The 23,361-nt window shown below is 70.9% G+C and carries 18 protein-coding genes; 5 read left to right on the plus strand and 13 right to left on the minus strand.

What is annotated here, in order from left to right:
• Window position 1: 1 nt before the first annotated feature.
• Window positions 2-487 (minus strand): sugar dehydrogenase complex small subunit, encoded by a 486-nt coding sequence (locus tag WMF44_RS28685; protein WP_437293232.1) that lies wholly within the window; start codon window positions 485-487, stop codon window positions 2-4.
• Window positions 488-953: 466 nt separating this feature from the next.
• On the minus strand, window positions 954-2,786 hold the full coding sequence (locus tag WMF44_RS28690) for a hypothetical protein (protein WP_437293233.1): 1,833 nt from the start codon (window positions 2,784-2,786) through the stop codon (window positions 954-956).
• A gap of 912 nt (window positions 2,787-3,698) precedes the next feature.
• Between WMF44_RS28690 and WMF44_RS28695 the strand changes: the two genes are divergently transcribed.
• A complete protein-coding gene (locus WMF44_RS28695; protein ID WP_437293234.1) occupies window positions 3,699-6,044 on the plus strand; it encodes a GMC family oxidoreductase N-terminal domain-containing protein in 2,346 nt (781 codons plus the stop codon).
• 72 nt (window positions 6,045-6,116) lie between these two features.
• On the opposite strand, the gene WMF44_RS28700 is transcribed toward WMF44_RS28695, so the two are convergent.
• On the minus strand, window positions 6,117-7,577 hold the full coding sequence (locus tag WMF44_RS28700) for an alkaline phosphatase D family protein (protein ID WP_437293235.1): 1,461 nt from the start codon (window positions 7,575-7,577) through the stop codon (window positions 6,117-6,119).
• 24 nt (window positions 7,578-7,601) lie between these two features.
• A complete protein-coding gene (locus WMF44_RS28705) occupies window positions 7,602-8,993 on the minus strand; it encodes a cytochrome P450 (protein WP_437293236.1) in 1,392 nt (463 codons plus the stop codon).
• A gap of 121 nt (window positions 8,994-9,114) precedes the next feature.
• Here WMF44_RS28705 and WMF44_RS28710 point away from each other — a divergent pair, with 121 nt between their 5' ends.
• Together WMF44_RS28710 and WMF44_RS28715 are read left to right on the plus strand one after the other, a co-directional pair.
• On the plus strand, window positions 9,115-11,055 hold the full coding sequence (locus WMF44_RS28710; RefSeq protein WP_437293237.1) for a MutS-related protein: 1,941 nt from the start codon (window positions 9,115-9,117) through the stop codon (window positions 11,053-11,055).
• A 1-nt stretch (window position 11,056) separates the two neighbouring features.
• Window positions 11,057-12,040 carry a hypothetical protein gene (locus tag WMF44_RS28715; protein ID WP_437293238.1) on the plus strand — a complete coding sequence of 328 codons (984 nt, stop codon included), beginning with the start codon at window positions 11,057-11,059 and terminating at the stop codon, window positions 12,038-12,040.
• Window positions 12,041-12,082: 42 nt separating this feature from the next.
• Here the strand turns inward: WMF44_RS28715 and holA are convergent, their stop codons facing one another.
• Both holA and WMF44_RS28725 read right to left on the minus strand, forming a co-directional pair.
• Window positions 12,083-13,168, minus strand: coding sequence for a DNA polymerase III subunit delta (holA, locus tag WMF44_RS28720; RefSeq protein WP_437293239.1), 1,086 nt, complete (start codon window positions 13,166-13,168; stop codon window positions 12,083-12,085).
• An 88-nt stretch (window positions 13,169-13,256) separates the two neighbouring features.
• Window positions 13,257-13,808, minus strand: coding sequence for a hypothetical protein (locus tag WMF44_RS28725; RefSeq protein WP_437293240.1), 552 nt, complete (start codon window positions 13,806-13,808; stop codon window positions 13,257-13,259).
• Window positions 13,809-13,862: 54 nt separating this feature from the next.
• On the opposite strand from WMF44_RS28725, the gene WMF44_RS28730 reads away from it, so the two are divergent.
• Complete coding sequence (locus tag WMF44_RS28730) at window positions 13,863-15,119, plus strand: SLC13 family permease (protein WP_437293241.1); 1,257 nt, start codon at window positions 13,863-13,865, stop codon at window positions 15,117-15,119.
• A gap of 58 nt (window positions 15,120-15,177) precedes the next feature.
• On the opposite strand, the gene WMF44_RS28735 is transcribed toward WMF44_RS28730, so the two are convergent.
• A complete protein-coding gene (locus WMF44_RS28735) occupies window positions 15,178-15,375 on the minus strand; it encodes a hypothetical protein (protein ID WP_437293242.1) in 198 nt (65 codons plus the stop codon).
• A 309-nt stretch (window positions 15,376-15,684) separates the two neighbouring features.
• On the opposite strand from WMF44_RS28735, the gene WMF44_RS28740 reads away from it, so the two are divergent.
• Window positions 15,685-16,446: an SDR family oxidoreductase gene (locus WMF44_RS28740; RefSeq protein WP_437293243.1), complete on the plus strand. Its 762-nt coding sequence runs from the start codon at window positions 15,685-15,687 to the stop codon at window positions 16,444-16,446.
• Between the two features lie 53 nt (window positions 16,447-16,499).
• Here the strand turns inward: WMF44_RS28740 and WMF44_RS28745 are convergent, their stop codons facing one another.
• The 6 genes from WMF44_RS28745 to WMF44_RS28770 all read right to left on the minus strand — a co-directional run bounded on the left by WMF44_RS28745 (window position 16,500) and on the right by WMF44_RS28770 (window position 23,178).
• The gene (locus WMF44_RS28745; protein ID WP_437293244.1) at window positions 16,500-17,222 is read right to left on the minus strand and encodes a hypothetical protein; all 723 of its coding nucleotides are present in this window, start codon (window positions 17,220-17,222) and stop codon (window positions 16,500-16,502) included.
• A complete protein-coding gene (locus WMF44_RS28750; RefSeq protein ID WP_437293245.1) occupies window positions 17,209-18,543 on the minus strand; it encodes a B12-binding domain-containing radical SAM protein in 1,335 nt (444 codons plus the stop codon). Before WMF44_RS28750 ends, WMF44_RS28745 begins: the two co-directional genes overlap by 14 nt.
• A 157-nt stretch (window positions 18,544-18,700) precedes the next feature.
• Window positions 18,701-19,543 carry a CPBP family glutamic-type intramembrane protease gene (locus tag WMF44_RS28755; RefSeq protein WP_437293246.1) on the minus strand — a complete coding sequence of 281 codons (843 nt, stop codon included), beginning with the start codon at window positions 19,541-19,543 and terminating at the stop codon, window positions 18,701-18,703.
• A gap of 54 nt (window positions 19,544-19,597) precedes the next feature.
• Window positions 19,598-20,569: an OmpA family protein gene (locus tag WMF44_RS28760; RefSeq protein ID WP_437293247.1), complete on the minus strand. Its 972-nt coding sequence runs from the start codon at window positions 20,567-20,569 to the stop codon at window positions 19,598-19,600.
• Between the two features lie 17 nt (window positions 20,570-20,586).
• A complete protein-coding gene (locus WMF44_RS28765; RefSeq protein ID WP_437293248.1) occupies window positions 20,587-20,988 on the minus strand; it encodes a DUF4398 domain-containing protein in 402 nt (133 codons plus the stop codon).
• A gap of 261 nt (window positions 20,989-21,249) precedes the next feature.
• Entirely contained in the window at window positions 21,250-23,178 is a 1,929-nt protein-coding gene (locus tag WMF44_RS28770) for a DEAD/DEAH box helicase (protein WP_437293249.1), read from the minus strand.
• Window positions 23,179-23,361 lie beyond the last annotated feature (183 nt).

Consider the following 23,361-nt stretch of genomic DNA (forward strand, 5'->3'; position numbering starts at 1 on the left):
CTCACCCCGCGGGCGGCTCTCCCCAGGACCCCATCGCCCCGCCGCAGGTGCCCGGTGCGCTGGTGTAAGCGAGCGATCTCCACGCGAGCGAGCCCACGTAGGTCGCCAGCGCGCGCCCGCCGGCCGCGTGGTACTGGCCCGTGTACCAGAACAGGAGGATCTCGTCCGCGAGCGCCCGCAGGCGCGCGTCGGCGAAGACGCCCCGCGCGGTCAGGTCATCGAGGGGGCACGCCGGAGCGTCGCCGGCGAGCCCCACCCTGGTATAGAGGTCCTCGAGCGCCGCGGCCTGCTCCGGACGTGCGAGCAGGCAGTCGAGGTAGATCTGCGCGTGGTCCCGGGCGAGGTCGCCAACCCCGGTGAGCACCGTGGACAAGGCGAGGAACCGGTCGAGCGGCGCGGCGGCCCGGCCGCGGACCACGTGCCTTGCAAGGCCGGCGGCGGCGGCGAGGAGCGCGAAGATGAAGAGGGCGAAACGGCGCCGGCCCATGCGGAGGATGCTTCTCTGGGGGATCCGCCCCGGATTGAGCTGCTGGATGCTGCTGTTGACACGAGGAGGCTCGTGGCGCAGGCCATGGTGGCATGAGGGACGAGGTGCCCGGCGTCAATCACGATCTCCCCTGGCCCACGAGGTTCGCTCTCAGCCATCCTCTGCTTGACCGTCTCTGCTCGACCGCTGCCCGTCCGTCGTGGTCGCCTCAGCTCGCCCCACCGGGGACGGCTGCTCGACGGGGAGCTGCTCGACACGTCGCGGGCCTCATCTCGCCGCTGCCGGGCCCCGCGCCGTGCCGGTCAGGTTGCACGTGCGCTGGCCGCCGTGGCGCAGGCCGCCCCCCTGCGCGGCCTCGGGTCCGCCGTAACGGACCTCCGATGCGCACGGAGCGCAGATCCGCTTGCAGATCGCCACGTGAGGGCTCCACATGGGCGGCGCCCCGACGCAAGATCGCGCTCACCGCTCAGTTGCATCCCGGCATGCCTCTCATCGCTCTCGCCAGCTCTCCCACCCACTCGGGATATCCGCACATTGACACGGGGCAAGCGATGACATTGTCCAGCACACGAACAATAACGTCTCGAGGGTAGATCACGACTGGCGAGGTTCTCGTGCCGCCAACCGAAAACGCCTCTCCACACCGAAACATACCACCTTCACGAACGTCCTCCGCCAGATCGGCCGCGACGTGCTTCAAATTGTCCATATGCCTCGCGTACCGCTCCTTATCATCCTGTGCTTCGAAATACGCGGAGATGTTTCGAACATTGTCGGCAATTACCAAATGGTAATTATCGATCATGTACTCCACAGCCTGCGGCTCGCTCGCCCCAAGCTCCTCTCTGAGGGCCCTTCGGAAGGCAGGCGCTATATCACGTGGACTCACCGAAGGGTTCCCTTCAAGAGCTTGAATCAACAATGGCTGGACGCGCGCGGTAACACGACTCCATGCGATGACGGAGGCTGCCCGAACGAGAACGGCGAGGCTCTCCTCCGCCGCCTTTCCGACAAGCACCGGTCGACGCCGGTCCTTACGGTAAGCAGCGAGCAGATCCGACCAAGGAGATATCGAGGATCGCGCAGGGTTCGCCAGACGGCTGACCGCGATGATGCGAAGCGCGTCGCGAAGATCTTCATCGTACGTTCGCATGTCGCTGGCCGGCTGCCACCGTGTCGCGCCATCGAGCCACGCGAGCGCCTCCTTGACTTCGCCCGAGGCGAGGCGCTCCAGGGCGACGCGCGTGCCGATCTTGGCCCCGATCTCCTCAGGGGACTTCGCGACCGGACCACCATGACTTCCGAGAGCGAAGTTCAACGAGGTCTTGTTACGAAGTGAGATATCCAGGAACAGACCGATGAGCGATCCTTGCGCTTCCTCGTCACCGCCCTGCTCCGACCCGCTGTTCCGCCCGGGCTCGGCCTGCACGTCGGCCTGGCTGGAGCTGCCCAGCTCGCGTCCGTCAGGCGGGTTGTTAAGCCGGATGCGGAACGACGACCTTTCGGAATTTATGTCGATGTTGATCAGCCCGTCATCAAAGGTCCCAGAGACGGACACAACGCTCAATTCGGGGTGAGCTTTCCTCCAGACCGTCAAGGCAGCATCGGAGTATGTATGATTAATCTCAATACACTCGACGACCGAGTCCGAGTCTCGCGCTATGGTGCCCAGATCGTTGGCCACCGTTTTGACCAGCTCCCCGAAATTGCTCGACCGCGCTTTGCTCTGGAGCTGCCAGAGCAGGATGGCCAGCTTGGTCGAGCCGCTCGGCGCGGCGATGCTCACGTTGGGCTCGATCAGCGTAGATTCCGTGATGCGCCGGAAGATCTTCTCTTCGCCCATGTCCCATACAGTGTCGATCCCGCCCCGGCCGACTCGCAGGACGACGCGTTCCTTCACCTCGCGCGCTGGCGCGCACGTCGTCGCTGGGGCGCTGGTGTCCGAGCAATCGATGTACGCGCGCGCGCTCAGGCCCGAGTTGAGCTTGATCTCGATGGGACCACTGGTGGCGAGCCGCACCACCAACCAGAGAGTGACGGCTGCCAAGATCACGCATGAAGCGACGACGGCTCGGATACTCTGAGCAAGGACAACAAACAGCTCTCGTAACTTGGGCCACACCTCCTGGCTACCATAGCGCATCCAGAGGTACACGGCTCCGAACAGCAGGGGCACACCGAGCATGCCGCTGACCAGGGTGGGAGCGCTCTGAGCGAACTCACCGAAGGGTTGCTCGGGATAATCGAACTTCCATTTGTACACCAGGGCGACGCCGAGCGTGACCTGCACGAGGGCCATGAGCGCGTACTGGAAGGCGCTTAGCACGGCGATACCGCTCAGCGATGCCCGTCGCGAGGACAGGGAGGATGCCGCGTGTCCCCTCTCAACGTGACGGGCTTACGGGCGACAGCCAACCGCGACCCTCGCCGGATACACGGCGCGCGACGCAGCCTGGCCTCGAGAGCAGGGCGAACCCCGATCGGGTCATGCTCATGCTCTGGACCACCGAGGAGCCCGCGCGCGGGCGCGCCTGGAATGTCATTTCGATGCCGCATCATCGCCGTCTCCCTCCAATAAGGGCTCATCCATCGCGGGCCCTCTTCCGCGTGGCGTGCTCCGCGACCGCAGTCACGTCTCCTCTGAGGAAGGCACCCACGCCTTGCAACGCTAGCACGGAAGCACACCGCCCGTCGTCGTCCTTAGGGGTGCGACCGTGCACTGGCCGGGGTGCGACCGTGCACTGGCGGACATCTCGCCACGTGGACGCACGCGGACCGCATGTACGCGCCGAAGCGCCAGTGCAAGGAAGGGCTCAAGGACATGCGCCACATCGCGCTGCACGCCGCGGGGGTGTCATGATAGTTGGCCGTTCTCGCTGGGCGTCTCGTTCGGCAAGCGGACGTCGTTCTCGATTGGGCGCGACGCGCGGTACTCGTTCCTTCCCACGACAAGTGCGGCGGCTCGGCCTTTGGAATCGGCCCCCTCGGACAGGCGATGCTGCTCGTGGGCAGAGGGGGCGTAGTCGGGCGGTTCGCGGCCGGGCCCCGCGGCGGCGGAGGCGTGGTGCCGCGCCCCACCCCCTGGCTGCCTCTCCCGCCCTTCCTCGATCATCGGCGTATACGCGGGGGCCCGCACCGCTGTAGAGTCGGGTCGGGTGCACGCGCCGTGCTGTGGGAATGGACTCCGGCACCGGCGGGCGGGAGGTGTGTGATGTGGCCTCGTCTCTCTTCGTCCATTTTGGACCTGCAGGATCGCTACGGGGTGGTCGTCGTGGGGTCCGGCTACGGGGGAGCGATCGTCGCGGCGCGCCTCGCCGCGCACGGACACTCGGTGTGCATCGTCGAGCGGGGAAAGGAGTTCCCTGTCGGCACGTTCCCCGAGGACCCGGCGCAGGCGGCGCTCGAGCTGCGGACCTCGGCGAACCCGCTGGGGCTCTATGACTACCAATTCGGCCACGACCTCGACGTGTTCTCGGGGAACGGCCTCGGCGGCACGTCCCTCATCAACGCCAACGTGGCCATACGGCCGCTGGTCGAGGTGTTCGCGAGCGCTCGCTTCCCGTCTGCGATCCAGGCCGAGGCCCGGAGCGGCAAGCTCTGGACCTGGTACGAGAAGGCCGAAAAGACGCTCGGCATCGCGCCCGCCGCGTTCTCGACCGCGAAGGCCGACGCCCACGCCCTGTCGGGCCAGAAGCTCGGCAGGCCGGTCCTCGTCCCCAACCTCGCGATCAACTCCACGCACGAGGGTCTCGACGCGCACAGCGTCCACCGCCGCATGTGCACGAAGTGCGGGGACTGCGTCTCGGGGTGCAATGTCGGCGCGAAGAACACGCTGATGATGAATTACCTCCCGATGGCGCGCGCCGCGGGGGCGCGGATCTTCACGCAGACGGAGGTCCGCTTCCTCGTCGAGGCGCCGGCGAAGAACGGCTACTACGTCTTCTTGAGCCACCGCGCGGACCCGTCCTCGCCGCCCCTGGATCGCATCGTCTTCGCGCGGACGGTGGTCCTCGGCGCCGGGTCGCTGGGCTCGACCGGCGTCCTCCTCCGCTCCCGCGAGCGCGGGCTGGACCTCTCCGGGCGTATCGGTCACCACTTCAGCTCGAACGCCGACCAGTTCGGCTGCGCCTACAATACCGACGGTCCACCGAAGGACTCGCTCGGCTTCGGCCGCCAGCAAGGCCACGCGGACGTCGGCCCCACGATCATGCGCCTCGTCGACTTCCGCCGCCCAGGGGGCACAGGCGCGGCCGACTTCATCGTGATGGAGGGCGCGATTCCATCCGCGTTCGTGGACGCAGCGCGGAAGATAGCGAGCATCTCCGCGCTCTCCGGCCGAGACACCGACAGCGGCTGGCTCGACGAGGCCGGTGAGCTGAAGCGCGTCGTGGCCGACACCTTCTCGGCGACGCGGAGCGGCGCGCTGAACCACTCGCTCGTCCACCTCGGGATCGGGCACGACGGAGCGGACGGGCGCGTCACGCTCGACTCCGAGGGCAACCCTCGCGTCATCTGGGGCGCAGTCGGCCACCGGGACGTCTTCAAGCTTATCTCCAGCGCGATGTACGAGCTCACGAAGACGCACGGCGGGACGTACGTCGCAAACCCTCGCTGGAGCAAGGCGCTCGGTAAGAACCCGATCACCGTGCACCCGCTGGGGGGCTGCCCGATGGGGGAGACCGCGGAGCTAGGCGCCGTCACGCACGCAGGCCAGGCGTTCCGCGAGAGCGGCGACACGCACGCAGGCCTCTTCGTCGCCGATGGCGCCATCATCCCCACGAGCCTGGGCGTGAACCCCTTCCTCACGATCTCCGCGTTCGCCGAGCGCGTCGCCGACGCGATCCACGGCCGCGCTACAGGGCGGATCGAGGTACCGACCACCGTCTCGCTCCAGGTCCCCGCCTTCGCCGAGCCCGCGCCCGGCGTCGAGTTCACGGAGAAGATGCGCGGGCACCTGACGCGGTCCGTCACGACCGCGAGCACGCCCGAGGAATACGGGGCGGCCGAGGCGCTGGCGAAGAGCGAAGGGAGAGCCTTCGAGTTCCGGCTGACCATCGTGATCGACGATCTCCACAAGTTCATCGAGTCGCGCGAGCACGAGGTGACGTGCGAGGGCTACGTGGACGGCGCGGGCTTCGGCTCGCGCGCGCTCGTGGAGCGAGGGCGCTTCAACCTGTTCATCGAGGATCCGGAAGCCCGCACGAAGCGGATGATCTACCGCCTGGAGTTCACGGGCGAGGACGGCGAGCGCTACCTCCTCGACGGGTTCAAGACGATCCACGACCATCCCGGCTTCGACGTCTGGCCCGACACGACGACGCTGTTCACGACGATCCGAGAGGGATCCAGCGTCGAGGGCAGACCCGTGGCGCAGGGCATCCTGCACGTCCATTTCGCGGATTTCCTGCGGCAGCTCGCCACCCTCAGGGCGCGCAACGTGCCCACCCTCAGCGGCCGCGCGGCAGCGGTGTCGCGCCTCGGCGCGTTCTTCTTCGGCGATCTCTGGGACACGTACATCAAGCACCAGATCCCGGGTGAAGGCGACGCCGACGATTGAGAGCACTGTCCGGACCGCCGTACGGCGCGCTCGGCAAGCCCCTCTTCATCGTCTAAAGAGCCGATCCGGCGCTCACCTGTGGGTTCTCTGGAGGACTTGTTCGAGGACGCCGATGGCGCCGCTGTTCCTCTCCGCGTGAAAGCGCACCGTCAGGTTGTTGTTTCTATCCCAACCTGCCCCGCCATCGGTCGGATCGATGATGGCAAAATTGCGCTGAATGACGCAATACCTGTGATCAGAGCCAGCGATCCTGTGAAGGAATCCGGTAATGTCTTTGTTGACCAGGTTCATGGATTTGCCGTTCATCAGCGCGGAGTAGAACGTGGCTTCCAGTCCCCGGGGAGGGGCGGTCGACATGCCGGATGCAGTCACCTGGAAGATGTGCGGTTGAGAGCGTGGCTGTCCGAATCCGAGCGCCGTGTCGATTTGCGCGAGGGTACCCACGTGGATGTCGCCGCCCAGGAGGGTCACCTGGGTGTTGGGACTGAAGCCGGCGAAATTCATGAGGGACATCAGGAAGCGCCTGCATTCGTTCTGGTTGTTGGAGGCTACCCAGCCATCCCGAACGTCGTCGATTATCTCCAAGTGAAACGCGCTCGCGACCGTTTCGGCGAGGGCGAGTCGCACGGTGACGACGGGCACGCCGACGACGACGAAAAGATGCCTGAGATGAAGCCCTGCGAGCTGACCGAGCTGGGTCTCGAGGTCGTCGAGCTGTTGCTTGCCGAGTATCGTCCCGCTCTTCCATGAGCGCTGCGACCGCCCATCGACCGCGAGAATCGCGATGTCGCCGTGCTGCGCGAGCCAACCGAACCCTGACTTGCTCAGGCGGTTCGGATTCAGAGGCATCTGAAACTCTTTGAATGCCTGCTCCGCGGCCCTGTAGCGCTCCACGGTCGGAGGGGTGCCGTCCTCGGGGTTCGACCCCCACCCATCGTAGATCTCGTGGTCGTCCCACATCATGACGCTCGGGCAGCTGCCGAGGACGGCCGCCACGTCGGGGTGCGACCACGTTTGCACGTAGTGCCTGCGGTACGCGGCGGCTCGTCCCTCCGAGGGCGACCAGCCCGTTGGGTCGCCGTCGCCGTAGATCTGATCTCCGGCGTGAACCAGGAGGTCCACCTTGCCTTCGTCCACGAGGGCCTTGAGCGCTCGCCACATCGCCGTCCGCCTTTCCTTGGGAAACGCGTGATCGTCGATGTTGTTGCAGCTCACGAGGCCGATTCGCATCGGCCCGTCCGGCACGGTGCGGAAGGCGGAGCCGTTGACACTCAGGCTGTCCGCGGGCGTCGGGAGCGGCTCTCCTGTATCGTGCTCGACGATGCCGTAACGGATCCTTTCTCCGCTCAGCTCGCTCAGCTCGAACGTGGCGAGCCCGTAGGGAGGTGCGCTGTGGATTGGTACGTCGAGCGTGCGAATGCCATTGTCATCCTGGTATGCCAGTTGTGCTTTTGCCTTGGGCCTCTCGAAGATGGCCAAGATCCTGCTGGTTGTCTGCGCCGTGTGTCCAATGACTGCGCTTTTGAAGGTCATTTTTCTTGTTCCACCTTGAGCCGGTCAGCATGCGCCCGTGGGCCTCCGCGCCTCGAATCGCGCCGGCACCCGACCCGACGGCCCGAGCGCGGTCGTGCCGCGCGGTCGCGCTTCCTCTGGCCGCAGCGCGACGAGCCTCCCCCGCTGCGCGAGCCGCGCCAGCACGATCGCCATCTCCGTCAGCCCGAAGTGGTTGCCAATGCATACGTGCGGCCCGCCCCCGAACGGCATGTATGCCCAGTTCTTGCCGGCGCCCGTCGTCGCCGGATCGCCCGCGAAGCGCTCCGGATCGAAGCGGCGCGGCTCGGGCCAGAGCGACGGGTGGCGATGCATCGCGAAGGGGGAGATCAGGACCGACGTGCCGCGCGGGATGGCATAACCGCGGATCTCGTCGTCCTCCGTCGCCTCGCGGACGATCATCCAGGCCGGCGGGTAGAGCCGCAGCGTCTCGCGCAGGACCATGGCCGTCCGCGTCAGCCTGGGCACGTCCTCCGCCTCGGGCGCGCGGCCTCCGAGCACGCTGTCCACCTCGCCCCGCACCCGCTCCCATTCGCGCGGGTGCAAGGTGAACAGGACAGTCGCCCACGTCAGCGTGTTCGCCGTGGTCTCGTGCCCGGCGAAGAAGATGTGCAGCACCTCGTCGCGCAGCTCCTTCCGCGACATGCGCTCGCCGGTCTCCTCGTCGCGCGCGTCGAGGAGCGCGTCGAGCAGGTCCCCCGGCCGCTCTCCGCCCTGCTCGCGCCGGTCGATGATGCCGTACACCACCCGGTCGAACGCCGCTGTCGCCTCCCGGATGCGCACGTTGAAGGGCAGCGGCCAGGACAGCGGCACCCGGAACGGGAGCAGCATCCGGATCTTGATGTAGCGGTCGATCTCCGCGAGCGCGCCGTCGAGCGCGGCGATGTCCGACGGGAGCTGCTGCGAGAACATCGTCTCCACGATGACGTCGCGCGTGATGCCGAGCATGAGGTCGTGGGCGTGGAGCTCCTGGCCATCGGTGAGGCGCGCGAGGTGGCGCTCGGCCACCGCGTTCATCGCGGCCGTCATCCTGGCGATCCGCGCGCGAGAGAAGCTCGGCTGCATGATGCGCCGCTGCCGCAGCCAGAACGGAGGATCGCTGATCGCCAGGCCGTTGCCGAAGACGGGCTGTACGGTCTCCCTCGACTTGTCGCCGCGCAGGTACTTCCTGGCCGCTTCGTGGAGCACGTAGCGGGCGTCGTCCGGGTGGGTGAGCATCACCATGCCCGCGGCCCCGAACGGGATCCGGGCGATCGGCCCCTTCTCGATGGCGACGCGCTCCAGGAAGCCCGCGGCGTCGACCGCCATCCACGGCAGGCTGCCGAGCAGCGGGATCGAGGGAGCGACAGGGATCTCGGAAGCGGGGCGAGCGGGCGGCGAGGGGGCTGCGGTCGTCATGGGCGGCTCGCCCGAGGGTACATCAGCGCGGTCGCGGAGGCGGTCCCACGGCGGCACCGGGGGAGGCGCGGGTTTTCGCGGGAGACGGGGAACTTTTCCCGCGCGCGCGGGTCGTCTGCTCATGCACCCGATCCGCGCGCAGGTCCCCGCCGAGAGCATTGCCCGCCCGCCCGAGCCCGGTAAGCCCTGCGCGCCCGACGTGCCCCACGCGCCCGCCCTCCCGTCCACGGACAAGATCCCCAGCCTGCTCTTCGTGGACCCGCCCGCGCGGACCGATCTCGACGAGCTGAGACAGTCGCTCTCGTTCGCGTTCACCAGCGGCGTCTCCGGCGGGCTCTTCAGCCAGGCGCTCGATCGGGCGCCCATCGCGCCCTCCACGTGGGATCCGAAGAGCTTCGCGCCGGATCTGTTCCTGGAGGAGCTCGTGGCCCGGTGCTTCCGCGTCCGCGTCGGGGGGCACGAGGCCGTCGTCAACCGGGGGTTCATCCTCCGCGTCCTCTCCCGGCCCCCGAGCGACACGCGCGTGACCGAGCTCCGGAGGGGGGTCCTCCACGAGCTCTCGGGCTCACCCACGTTTCGCACGCAGCTCGAGCGGCTCTACACGGCCTCGTGCCGGATGCGGGGCGCGCTCGAGGGCGCGGTGGCAGGGAAGAAGTTCGATCCGACGCGGCGGCAGCTCGACGTGCTCGCGATCGTCAAAGAGGTCTTCGACCTGATGAGCGGGTCGTTCGAGGGCGCGCGATCGGGCCTCTCCCGGCTGCGCGATTTCGGCCAGGCGGTGCAGGCGACCGAGGGATATCGATCGATGGCCGATCTCCTCGATTACGACGAGCACCTCGCGACGCTCCGCCTGGACATCCGCGTCGGCGCCGACGGCCGCATCCGGGGCTTCGACGTCGTGACCGTCCGGGAGCGGCAGGAGAACCCGTTCGTGCTGTCGCCTGTGCGGCGCTGGCTCGCGAAGCTCGAGATGTTCTTCCGCGGGTACAGCTTCGGCGACGGAGAGGTCATGGCGAGGCTCGTCGACGCGGTGTTCGAGGGCGTCGAGGATCAGGTCGTCAAGCTGGTGCCGCTCGTCGGAGAGATGGAGGTCTACCTGGGAGCGCTCGGCTTCCGGGATCTCGCCGAAGCGGCGGGGCTCGAGGTCTGCCTGCCGGAGCTCCGGTCCGCCGCGGAGGGCGAGCGCGTGCTCCTCGGCCTCTTCAATCCGCTCCTCGTCGCCGGCGGAGGGAAGGCGGTGCCGTGCGACGTCGTGACCGATCGGGCCGACACGACGCTCCTTGTCACGGGGCCGAACTCGGGCGGAAAGACGCGCCTGCTCCAGTCGGTGGCGCTGACGCAGCTCCTCGCGCAGGCGGGCATGTTCGTGCCGGCGCGCAGGGCGAGCGTCGCCCGCGTCCCGGGGCTCGTCGTGTCGCTCATCCAGGAGACGAAGTTCGATCAGAGCGAGGGGCGGCTCGGCATGGAGCTGCTCCGGATCCGGGCGCTCTTCGAGGAGCTCGGCCCGGGAGCGATGGTGATCCTCGACGAGCTCTGCTCGGGGACGAACCCGTCCGAGGGGGAGGAGATCTTCGAGCTCGTCGTCACGCTGCTCGAGAAGCTCCGCCCGCAGGCGTTCATCACCACGCATTTCCTGACGTTCGCGGCGCGGCTCGAGCGGGAGAAGGCGATAAGGAACCTCCGGTTCGTCCAGGTCGAGCTCGACGCGGCGCAGAAGCCCACGTACCAGTTCGTCGACGGCGTGGCCGCGACCTCGCTCGCGGCCCAGGCCGCGGCGCGGCTCGGCGTGACCCGCGGCGAGCTCGAGGGCCTCATCGATCGCAACATCGATCGCAATCAGCTCGCCTCCCGGGCGCTGTCCGTCGTGGGTCGGGACTCCGCGTTCGCTGGTCCCTCCGCCGTGGGTCGGGACTCCGCGTTCGCGGGTCCCTCCGCCGTGGGTCGGGACTCCGCGTTCGCGGGTCCCTCCGCCGTGGGTCGGGACTCCGCGTTCGCGGGTCCCTCCGTCGTGGGTCGGGACTCCGCGTTCGCGGGTCCCTCCGTCGTGGGTCGGGAGAGCTGACGTGGCGACGTTCCTCACGACGGAGCGGATGAACCCCGCCCTCCGCGCGCGCGTGGAGCGGGCCGCCAGCCACCGGGCGCGCGCGCGCCATCACGCGGCTCGCGCCGGGATCAAGGGCACGTTCGCGAGCGACAAGCGGCTCGGGCGCGCGCGGCTGCTCACGCTGCTGACGGCGGCGGCCGTCGTGCTCCTCGCGATCGCGATGTACGTCCAGGATCGCCGCGCCGTCGAGGCCGAGCGGCGCGCCCTGCTGGCCGCGCTCGACGAGCGCCGCGCGGAGTTCCCGGCGGGCCACGAGGGCTTCGTCGAGGCGACGGATCGCTGGATCGGCGAGGCCGCGAGCGAGGGGGACCCGGCCGATGTCGTCGACCCTTCGCTCCGCGCCCCAGGGGCGCTCGACGCCCTGCTCCGCCGGCCCGCGGTGTACGTGCGCGCTCCTCGCGCCGAGCTGCGCGACGCGCGCGGCATCGACGACGCCGCGCGCGGCTCCGACAAGGATGCGTTCCTCCTGTGCCTCCTGAAACCTCCGCCCTCGTCCGAGGAGCGCGATCTGCTCACGAAGGTGCGAGGCGTGTATTTCGGCGGGACCAAGGTCGACGAGGAGACAGCGAACGTCCGCCGGCTCTCCGAGGCGCGGCTCGGCCTCGCGGTGCTCGGCCCCGCGTTCGAGGGCTCGGTGCGCGCGGCCCGCGACGTCGCGGCCGTGAAGAGGCACCGCAAGGAGCTGGACCACTCCCCGATGGAGCTGGCGAAGAAGGCGGCCGGCGCGGAGGTGCTGATCGTCGTGGCCGACAGCCCGGTCGAGCGCACGACGTCCGCGAGCTCGGCGCGCGTCTCGCTCGTGGATCTCGCGGCGAAGAAGGTCCTCTTGCGCCTGGGCCGGCGGGTCGACCAGCAAGGCCTCTCGCCGACGGGCGTGCTCCATCGCGAGCAGATCGAGGGCTGCGGCCTCGCCTTCGCAGTGCGGCGCAGCGTCGAGGAGTGAAGGCTTCGAGCCCCGGATTGCGAGGCGGTCACCGAGCTCAGCTCAGCGCGCGCACATCTCCATCAGCATCGCCTCCAGCACCGCCTGCGCCGGGCGGCGGCTGCTCTTCAGCGCGAGATCCGTCTCTGCGAGCACGCGCATCCAGCCGGCGAGCGCGCCCTTCGGGAGCTGGCGGACCGACTGCGCCACGTCGTTCGCCTTGAACGGGGCCACGCCCGCGCGCTGGGCGGCCTCGGCCTGGCTCGCGCCCCCGGCGAGCGCCGACTCGAACTTCACCATCTGCCGCACCGACCACGAGACCGCCCCGAGCAGCCGCAGCCCGCCGTCGCGCGGATCGTAGGCGTCGGCGAGCGCCGCGAGCGCGCGGTCGAGGCGCCGCTTCCCGAGCGCGTCGATCAGCTCCCAGACGGTGCTCTGCCGGACGCGGATGACCACCTGGGCGATCGCGTCCTCGGTGATCGGCTGCTTCGGCCCGACGTACAGCGAGAGCCGCTCGAGCGCGTCGACCACGTAGCCGAGCTCGGGCCCGGCGAGCTCGGCGAGCTGATCGGCCACGTCGGGCGCGATCGGGTTGCCCTTCTCGCGGGCGACGGTCGCGATGAAGCCGGGCAAGGCGCGGCGGTTCAGCGGCTCGCACCCGACGAGGAAATCGCCCTTCTTGGCGGCGGTCACGAGGCGGCGCTGGCCGTGGAGCTTCGTCGCGACGAGCACGAGGACCGCGCTCGGCGACGGCGCCTTGGCGTACTCGGCGAGCGCGTCGAGCGGGCTCAGCTGCTTCGACACGCCCCGTTTGCCGCTCGCGCCGCTCGCGCCGCTCGCGCCGCGGTCGTCGTCCCCCTCGCCGTCGTCGCCCTCGTCCTTCTTCTCCCAGCGATCGACGCCGCGGACGAGCACGAAGCGGCGCGGGCCCATCATCGGGAGCATGCGGGCGGCGCCGAGGATCGACTCGACAGGCGCGTCGCCCGCGGTGAACTTGTCCTCGTTGAAGCCGGCGATGCCCCCCTTGGCCGCCGCTTCCCGGATCGCGGTCACCACGCGATCGACCAGCCAGCGCTCCTCCCCCAGCACGAGGTAGACGGGGCGGAGGGCGCCGGTGGCCGCTTCCTTCAAGGCTTGGTCGGGCGTCACCGCTCCGGCATCGGGCGTTCAGGCGGGTGCGTCAAGGGCGCCGCGCTCACGCCCGGCGGCGAGCCCGCGCGCCCGGCCCTCCGCTCGATCACGGCAGTGAGAACGGGACATCGACGCGCACGTTCGCCCCTGGCGGCGCGACGGCGACCGGCGGCAGCGCGTCGACCAGGCAGGCCGTGACCTCGGGGCGCGACGCCTCGCGGTCCTCGATGATGCCGCGCGCGAGCTGCCGGCCCTGCGCGTCGAACGTGAGGTTGAAGACGTACTTCACCCCGCGCGGCGCCGGCTGCGCCGCGACCGCCGGCTTGTAGCAGCGCTCGATCAAGGCGGGCCGGTGCGCCTCGAGCGCCCGCGCGGCCTGCGTCGCGACCTCGCCGCGCGCCGCGCTCGGCGCGGGCGGCTGGACGTGGCGCGCCGGCGCGTCCGGTCCAGCCGCCCGCGCCGGCGCGCCCGCTCCAGCCGCCCGAGCCGCCGACCCTGCGGCGGACGCCGCACCGGCAGACGGCGACGGCGCTTCCCCGGCGGGGCGCGGGTCCGCGGGGACGCCGGCTGGGCCGTGGCGAAGGCCGAGGTAGACCGCGGCGGCGATCATGGCGCTGCCGAGGAGGATCGCGGTGGGGGTCGAGAGCTGCCTGCCCATGCCTTGGCATTCCCAGTTTGACAGGATCCCCCCCGACCACTCTAGATCCGCGCCGTGTTGTCCGTCCTGCTCGTATTCGCCGTGACGTACATGCTCATCGCGGCGCGGCGCCTGTCGATCCTGCCCATCGGGCGCCCGGCCGGCGCGCTCGCGGGCGCGTGCGCCATGGTCTTCCTGAGCGCGATCCAGCCGGGCGCCGGCCTGGACCCGCATGAAGCGTTCGCCGCGATCGAGCCGAACACCATCGGCCTCCTGCTCGGCATGATGCTGCTCGCGGCGTCGCTCGACGCCGCGGGGGTGTTCGAGCGCGCCGCCGCGTGGGTCGCGCAGCGGGACCTGTCGCCGGTCCGCCTGCTCTACCTCGTCACGGTGGGCTCCGGGCTCGCCTCCGCGGTGCTGCTGAACGACTCGGTCTGCGTGATGCTGGCGCCGCTCGTCGACCGGACCGCCCGGCGCGCGGGGCTCGAGCGGGCGCCGTACCTCCTCGCGCTCGCGATGGGCGCCAACGCCGGCAGCGCGCTCACGCTCGCCGGCAACCCGCAGAACATGCTCGTGGGCCACCTCTCCGGCATCTCGTACCGCACGTACCTGCTCGAGGCGGGCCCCGCCGCGCTGATCGGGCTCGCCGTCACGGCCGTGACGCTGCACCTGCTGCTCCGGCGCCGCATCTCGGTGCGGACGCCCGCGCCCGCGCCCGAGCCCGCGCCCGCGCCCCTGCCGGCGGGAGGCGCCCGGCCGAGCGCCCTGGCGCCGCTCGCCTGCATCGTGGTCGTGTCCGTGATGTTCGTGCTCGGCGCGAACCTCGCGTGGACGGCGATCGGCGGCGCGACCGCGGTCATCCTGCTCCACCGGCGCGACGCGAACGCCCTGTTCGAGCGGGTGTCGTGGACCGTGCTCGTCTTCTTCGGGGCCCTCTTCATCGTCGTGGCGGGCCTCCAGAAGACCGGCATGCCCGAGCAGGCGCTGCGCGCGGCCAGCCCCTTCCTCCCCGCCGGGCCGACGATGGGCCTGCTCGGGCTGAGCATCGCGATGCTCGCCGGGTGCCAGATCGTCTCGAACGTCCCCTTCATCCTCCTGGCGGACTCGTACATCCGCAGCCAGCCCGATCCGCACCTCGCGTGGATCACGACGGCGCTGGTGTCCACGCTCGCGGGCAACCTCACGCTGCTGGGCTCGGTGGCCAACATCATCGTGGTGGAGACGGTGGGCGCCGAGCGCGAGATCGGCTTCCGCGCTTACGCCAGGGTGGGTGTCCCCGTGACGCTCGCCTCGACCGCCGCGGCGCTGGCCTGGCTCCTCCTCGTACGCTGAGCCGCGCCGGCGCGGCGCGACCCCGCCCCGCCGCCACGCGGAGCAGGCGCCGCGCCGATCACAGCGGCGCCTGCTCGCGCAGGCGCAGGCGGCGATACCGCACCCCGGCGCGCGCGAAAGGACGCCGCCCCGGCGGCCTGCGCCGCACGTCGAGCCACGCGTGGATCACCGTGATCCCGACCGCCGCACAGAACACAGGCCCCATGGCGAGCATCACCAGGAGCCGCAAGGCTTGCCGGATCGCACGCTTGTTCATGTGGCCCAGCGTACACCATCCCCGGTGGGCCCAGCAGCGATTGAATTGAAAAACTTCAATTATGCTGCCGGAAAGACCCCTTATCAAGTCCAAGCGCGGAAAAATCTTGTATTGCTGGATCGTGCTCGTCTACAGCTGGGGGTGGCCGACCTCGACCCGCTGTCGGTCCTCGTCTTCTCTGCTTCTCTGCCCGCGCGGCGAGCGGTCCGCGCCCGCGCGGCAGGGAGGCCCCTGGAGGCGCGCCTGTGCGGCCGATCTCCTTCGCAGCGGCGAGCGAACCGCGGTCACCCATCTCCTGGAGAAGCCTGAATGGCGCACCAACTATCCAAACGAGTCGCCCTGGTCACCGGCGCTTCCCGCGGCCTCGGGGCGGCCATCGCCCGCAAGCTCGCGGCCTCGGGCGCGCGGGTGGCGGTCAACTACTTCGGCAGCGGCGAGCAGGCGGCGCGCGTGGTCGAGGACATCCGCAAGGGCGGCGGCGAGGCCGAGGCGTTCCGGGCCGACGTGCGCGACGAGCAGGACGTCGCCCGCCTCGTGGGCGAGGTGCAGGCCCGACTCGGCCCCGTCGAGGTGCTCGTGCTCAACGCGACGGGCCCGCAGCCGTTCGTCAAGCTGGAGGACCTGACCTGGAAGCACTGCCTCGACCAGCTCGAGTTCTTCGTGAAGAGCCCGCTCCTCCTCGCGAAGGCGGTGGTCCCGGGGATGAAGGAGCGCCGGTCGGGGCGGATCATCAACGTCGGGTCCGAGGTCTTCGAGCAGGGCGTCCCCGAGTTCTCCAGCTACGTCTCGGCGAAGGGCGCGCAGCTCGGCCTCACGCGCTCCTGGGCGATGGAGCTCGGCCCGCACGGGATCACCGTCAACCAGGTGTCCCCCGGCTGGGTCGTCGTCGAGCGCCACCTCCAGGAGGGCGCGAGCGCCGAGGCCATCGAGGCCTACCGGGCGAGCAACCCGCTCCGGCGCATGGGCACGCCGGACGACATCGCCGAGGCCGTCGCCTTCCTCGCGTCCGACGCCGCCGAGTTCATCACGGGCCAGAAGCTGTCCGTGAACGGCGGCAGGACCCTGGCCTGACGGCCCCAGGGAGGGAGCGCAGGACCCGCGCGTCCCCTGCCCCGTGGATCGGGTCAGCGATTCCGGCGAACCGCTCCGCCGCGCCACCACCGCGCCTTCACGACGAGCACCCCGTAGACGACAAGGAGCGGACCCACCGCGAGGTGCGAGAGCAGCGCGAGCGCCAGGAGCACGCCGTTGACGCCGTCGTCCGGGCTCTTGGCGCGATCGCGCAGCCCTCCCATGATCTCGATCACGCCGGTGGCCAGGTTGAAATACGTGAGCCCCGTCACGATCAGCGCGAGGGGCAGGAGCGTCGCGGTGATCACCGCGGGCCAGCGCAACCCCACGCCACGCCGGAGCGTGTGGACGAGCAGCGCGACGCGCCAGCCAGCGACGACCGAGAGAAACCCGAGGTTGAGCTGGATGGCCACGGGCATGGAGGTGAAGCGCTCGACCGGGATCGCATAGAGCGCCGCCGGGGGCGCCGTCATCGTGATGACGGTCAGGAGCTTCGCGTACGAGAGCCGCGGCTCGTCCGGGCGCCGGAGCGGCGCCACGACGATCCAGAGAAACGCGCTCAGGAGGATGGCATAGACGACCGAGCCAAGGCCCGTCTTGCGCCAGGCGCTGGCGACCGGATCGTCCCAGAACCGCCCGACGCCGACGAGCCAGGTGCAGGCCAGGCCGAGCGCGAGGTGCCGCCCGTCGAGGCGCGCGAGGTCGTCGCGCGAGAGCCGGAAGGTGAGCAGCCGCCCCGCGGCGCGGGCGAACGACGGTCGATCAGGATCGCGCATGCCGTCCCCTGCGGGCGCGTGTGGCGCGGCGAAACCGGCTGCGCCGGCGCGCGGTCTCCCCCGGACTGTAGAGCTCGCCCATCAGCCAGCGGAACCCTCGCTCGAGCTCCTCCACGCTCATGCGCGCTGGCCTGAAGGTCACGTCGAACAGCGTGCACGCGTCCCAGAACACGGGGCGGAGCAGCCGCCCCTGCGCCTCGAGCGCGCGGTGGAGCGCGGTGCCCGGGAACGGCGTGAGCACCGTGATCTGCACCTCGGCGAGATCGCACTCCCGGGCGAACGCGAGCGTGCGCTCGAAGACGCCGTCATCGTCCTCGTCGAAGCCGAGCACGAAGCAGCCGTTCACCGGGATCCCACGCTCCTGGATGCGGCCGACCGAGTCGACGTAGCGGGCCCGCTCCGCGGCCTTGAACCCCCGCGGCTCCGCGGCCCGGAGCGCGGTCGGGTTGACCGACTCGAGGCCGATGAGCAGCTCGGCGCAGTTGGACTCGGCGAGCAGATCGAGCAGCTCCGGATCGTCGGCGACCGAGATGTCCGTCTCGGTGAACCACGCGATCGGGCGCGCTCGCCGCGCGTTGTACTCGACGAAGAGCCGCGCGAGCTCCCGCGCCCAGGGCTTCTGCACGAACGTGTTGTCGTCGGCGAGCTCGAGGAACGGCCGCGGCCACGCCTCGACGATGGCGTCGAGCTCGCGGCGGATGAGCGGGATGGGTTTGCGCTTGTAGGGGCTGATGAGCCGCGAGGCGGCGCAGAAGGTGCAGGCGAGCGGGCAGCCGCGCGTGGTCTGGAGCGTGAACCGGTTGTACCGAGCGACGTCGAGCAGGTCATAACGCGGCACCCGCGCGCCCTCTATCTGAAACGCGGGCCACGCGCCGCTCCGGGCGCTGTACAGCGGGCGCAGCCGGCCCTCGCCGAGCTCGTGGAGCAGCGCCGGCCAGAGCAGCTCCCCCTCGCCCTGGACGACCGAATCGGCGTGCTGCGCCGCCTCGTCGGGGAGCGCGGAGGCGTGCAGGCCGCCGAGGACCACGGTGACGCCCTCGGCGCGCAGCCGGTCGGCGAGCGCGTAGGCGTCGAGCGCGCGCGCCGCGAGCGACGAGATGGCGACGACATCGTACCGGCCGTCCACGATGCGCGCGACGTCCGCGTCGGCGATGGCGTCGAGCTCGCGGTACTCCACCTCCCAGCCCTCGGGCGTGTGCGCGGCGATCGTGAGCAGGCCCAGGCTCGGCAGCGACGCGATGACCTCGCTGCGCTCGACGAAGCCCGGCAGCGTCAGCCCCAGGCGCGCGAGCTCCTCGTCCTTGACCCGGACGCCGCTCATCGCGAGAAGAAGCGCGCGTCGCGACCTTCGCCCCATCGTCGTCGCAGGAGGCATATCGCGGTCCCTCCCGGCGGGAAATGGAGTTCGTGCGAGGAGCGCGCAGCGCAGCCAGCCGCGAGACGCCTGCTCTACGCGGCGAGGCGGCGGCCGCGCGCCGTCATAGACGCCCTTGATGCCACAGGGAGAGCAGGTCCATCGACGTCGCGACGACGATGTGGATGGCGCAGCCGCCCCAGATGGAGCCGCTCTTCAGGCTCACCGTGCCGAGGACGAACCCGGCGAGCACCGAGCCGAGCGCCTCGGGCAGCGGCTTGCCGAAATGGATCATCGCGTAAGGCACCATCATGGCGAAGATCGACGAGTAGCCGAGCGCGCGGCGGATCCCGTGGAGGAAGAAGCCGCGGTAGAAGAACTCGAGAGCCACGAACTGCGCGGCATAGAGCGCCTCCCACGCCCAGAGCCAGGGCCACGGGCCCTCGCCCGGCGCGAGCTTGTAATAGGGATACTTCGCCTGGAAGGCCGGCGAGAGCGACGCGGCGTAGAGGAACGGCGCCATGACGGCGAACAGGAAGCCGTAGACGGGCAGGTGCCGCGCCGTCCCGCGGACGCGCAGGCCGAAGCTCCGGATCGGCGCCCGCAGCACGAGCTTCGCGACGACGAGGGTCGGTATCAGATAACCGACGAGGCGGCCGGCCGCCCAGACGATCCGCTGGTGAAAGCGGCGATCCGGCGACGTGTTCAGCGCGTCGTGGAGCCTCGCCGCGGCGCCGTCGAGGCCCACGGCGCGCAGGCCATCGACCATCCAGCGCGTGTCGTGCTCGTTGCCAGCGAACCGGACGAAGATGAGCACCCCGATGACGGTGAGGAACACGCACGCCACCTGGCGGGTGACCTCCCCCGCGGGCGTTGTGGCCCGGTGGTGCGCCGCCTCGGCGTCGAGCCGGTCGCGCAGGTCGATGACGTACTCCTGCCAGATCCGGCGGAAAAAGCGTCCGATCACGCGCCGTGCTTATCACCGCCGGCGCCCCCGGCACAACCCGTGGGGCAGGCGCTTCTACTGCTGGGTGGTGGGATTGACGATGATCTCGACGCGCCGGTTGTTGGCCCGGCCCTCGGTGCTCGAGTTGTCCGCCACGGGGCGGTCCGGCCCGTGGCCGACGGTCGCGATCTTGTCCCCGGGCAGGCCCGCCGTGATGAGGTGGGCCTTCACGGCGTCGGCGCGCTCCAGCGAGAGCTTGCGGTTCGCCTGGGCGGAGCCGGTCGAGTCGGTGTGCCCCTCGATCCTGATGGGCGGCGACCCCTGGTCCTTCAGCGTGGCCGCGACCTGGCTGAGCTTCTCCTTGGCGATCGGCAGGAGATCGGACTTGCCCGAGGCGAAGAGCACCGCGCCGGAGAGCGTGATGACCACGCCGCGCTTCTCCTCCTTCACCGCGGCGATCTCCTTGAGGCTCGCGAGCGCCGCGTTCGCGACGCGCTCGGCCTCCCGCCGCGCCGCCTCGGCCTCCTGGCGGGCCTTCTCGGCCGCGGTGCGCGCGCTCTCGGCCTGGAGCCGCGCGCTCTCGGCCTGCTGCTGCGCGGTCTCGGCCTGGGCGCGCGCGTGCCGCTCCCGCTCGATCTGCTGCTGGCCGCTGTGCAGCGCCTCCCTCGCGCTGGCGAGCTGCTGCTGCGAGAGGTCCTTGAAGGCGTCCTCGGCCGCGGCCTTGTCGCGCTGCGCCTGCAGCAGCGCCGCCGCCGCCTCGGCCTCCTGGGCCTTGCGGTCGGCGATGTACGCGAGATCGCGCGTCTGCGGGGCCTCGGCGTCCTCGCCGAACGCCCCCTCGGCGCGGGAGAGCGCCTGCTTCGCCGTGTCGAGCTGGGCGGGCGCGAGGCGCGAGGCGGCGCCTTCCGCCGCGCGCCTGTAGCTCGCGCGGGCGTCGACGAGCTCCTTCGGCGGGACCGCCGCGCCGCACCCCGACGCGGCGTAGAGCGCGGCGCACAGGGCGAGAGACCGGGCAGGCCAGGACGGGTTCTTCACCAGGGAAGCCATCACCATCACCTCGCGCTTCACTTGACCCCCGCCTGCTTCATTTTCTCGACCTGCTTCAGCGCCTCCTGCGCCTCGGCCTGCGTGGAGCGCGCCTTCGCGAGCGCCAGCGCGAGCTCGGCGTCGGCCTCGGCGCGCTGGAGGAGGCGCGTGGCAGACTCGTTGTCCTCGGCCTGCATCTGCTGCTTGGCCTTCTCGAGCTGCTCGCGCGCGAGCTTCAGGTGGAGGGTGGCCTGCGGGTCGGACCCGGCGCCCATCTCGTCGGCCGCGCGGATGGCGGCCTGGGACGAGGCGAGCTGGTCGTTCGGCGGAGGCACGGCGCCGCCGCACGCGGCGAGCGCAAGACCGAGCACTGCAGCGAGCACCGCGGCCGGGCTCGCGAGGCGGCGTAGGGGTGGCTTGTTGTTCGAGCTTCGGTTCACCCGGCCGTTGTACAACACCCGAGGTCTCCGAGAAATCAGGAAACCCCACGGCCTCGCAGGCGATCACAGCCGTAGCGCGGGATCTGCCTCGCAAGCGGAGCGGGAGAGGGAGAGGAGAGGGAGAGAGTTCAACGCAAAGGCGCAAAGACGCAGAGGCGCAAAAGAAAGAACAATTGCCGTGAATTTTTGCGTCTTCGCGCCCTTCGCGCCTTCGCGCCGGCTCTCTCTCCGGATGCCTGGCCGGCCTTCCGGCGGGCGGCGCTACTCGACGCGCATCGAGCTCGCGCGGACGATGCGGATCCGCGCGTCACGCGCGTCGGGCTGGTTGACCGCGCGCGCGAACTCGGGCGCGGCGGGGGACGCCACTTCGACGACGGACGCGGTGGAGCCGATGCGGATCGCGCCGATCTGCTGGCTCGACACGCCGCCGCGGCGGCACACGAGCGCGAGCAGGCGCCGGGGGTCGGCGCCGTGGCGCTCCCCCCAGTTGACCTGGAAAGGCACGAAGGGGAGGCGCGGGGGCTGCTCCCCGTTGCCTTGACGAGCGGCGGGGCGAGCGCGCGTCGGCGCCTCGGACCAGGACGGCGCGGAGGACCGGGCGCGCGACGGGGCCCCGGACCAGGGCGGCGCAGGCGGCCGGGCGCGCGACGGGGCCCCGGACCAGGGCGGCGCAGGCGGCCGGGCGCGCGACGGAGGCGGCTCGGAGCGGGGCGGCGCGACGGCGGTGACGGGCTGCGGAGCGCAGGGGCCGGTGTGCTTCGCCCGCGCAAGGAGGGCCGCGACGAGCTCGGTCGCGTCCATGTCCGCGAGCAGGCGCGCAGCGAGCTGCCTGTGCCGCGCCTCGGGCGCGGGGCCGGACGCCTCGCGGGGGCCGCGCACGTTCGCATCCACCACGGCCGCATCGACCGCGGCCGCGTCGACCGCGGCCGCGTCGCCCGCGACCGCATCGCCCGCTGCCGCGCCCTCCAGGCGCACCGCGGCGAGCTCGGCGGCGAGCCGCTCGTCGGCGGCGCGGAGCACGTCGTCCGGCGACGGCGCCGGCCGGAACGTGGCCTCGACGCGCGCGCGACGGAGCAGCCTCAGCGCGTGCTCTCGCGCGAACGGCGCGACGAGCAGCACGCTCGTCCCCTTGCGGCCCGCCCGGCCCGTGCGGCCGCTCCGGTGCGTGAAGATCTCCGGATCGCCCGGGGGATCGGCGTGGATGACGCGCCCGACCTCGGGGACGTCGATGCCGCGCGCGGCCACGTCGGTCGCGACGAGGGTCGTGATGGCGCCCGAGCGAAACGCGTCGAGCGTACGGGTCCGCTCGCGCTGCTCGAGGTCGCCGCTCAGGGCGCGCGCGGGCAGGCCGAGCGCGGTGAGCTTGTCGGCGAGCTCGGCGGCGCCCTCGCGGGTGCGCACGAAGACGAGCGTGCGCTCGCCGGGCGCGAGGAGCAGCAGGTTCACGACCGCCGCGTCGCGCTCCGCCGGCAGCACGAGGTGGGCGACGTGGGCGATGTCGCCGTTCGCAGCGCCGGGGCGCGTGCCCTCGACGCTCACCGCGTCCCGCTGGAAGCGATCGGCGAGCGCCCGGACCTCGCGGGAGAAGGTGGCGGACACGAGGTGGGTCTGGCGATCCCCGGGCATCTTGCCGACGATCGCCTCGAGGTCGTCGCGAAAGCCGAGGTCGAGCATCTGGTCCGCCTCGTCGAGCACGAGGGCGAGGACGCCGCGCGGGTCGAGGGTCCCGCGGTCCAGGTGATCGAGCAGGCGGCCGGGCGTCCCGGCGATGACCAGGGGGTCGCGCCGCAGCGAGCGCGCCTCGGCGCCGAAGCTCGTGCCGCCGGTGACGCACGCGACGCGCGCGCCGAGGGGCGAGAGGAGCCAGCTGAGCTCGCCGGCGATCTGCGCGGCGAGCTCGCGCGTCGGCGCGATGATCACCGCGGCCGGAGCCGCCGCGGCCCGGGGCGCGCCGTCGGGCGCGGCCGCGGCGGCGCGATCGGCGAGGGCGCGCTCGAGGCGGGGGGCGAGCGCGAGGCCGATGGCCACGGTCTTTCCGGAGCCGGTCTGCGATGAGACACGAAGGTCCCGCCCGGCGAGCTCAGGGGCGAGGACAGCCTGTTGGACGGGGGTGAGGGAGGTGAAGCCGCGGCGGGCGAGGGCGCCCGCGAGCGGCGCGGGCAAGGCGTCGAGCGATGAGGCTGGATTCATGAAAGCCGCGCAACCTAGCAGAACCTGGACGGTTGTCGCGGCCAATCGCGTACCGAGCGTGGCGCAGCGCGGCCACGCCGCGCCACGCCTGGGGTGGGGAGCTCCCCCGCCCTGCCGGGAGGATGGAACCGCCAAGGCGCCAGAAGACGCCAAAATTATTGAGATTTTCTTGGCGTCCTTGGC

Source organism: Sorangium sp. So ce426 (assembly GCF_051475585.1).
Lineage (GTDB): Bacteria > Myxococcota_A > Polyangia > Polyangiales > Polyangiaceae > Sorangium > Sorangium cellulosum_B.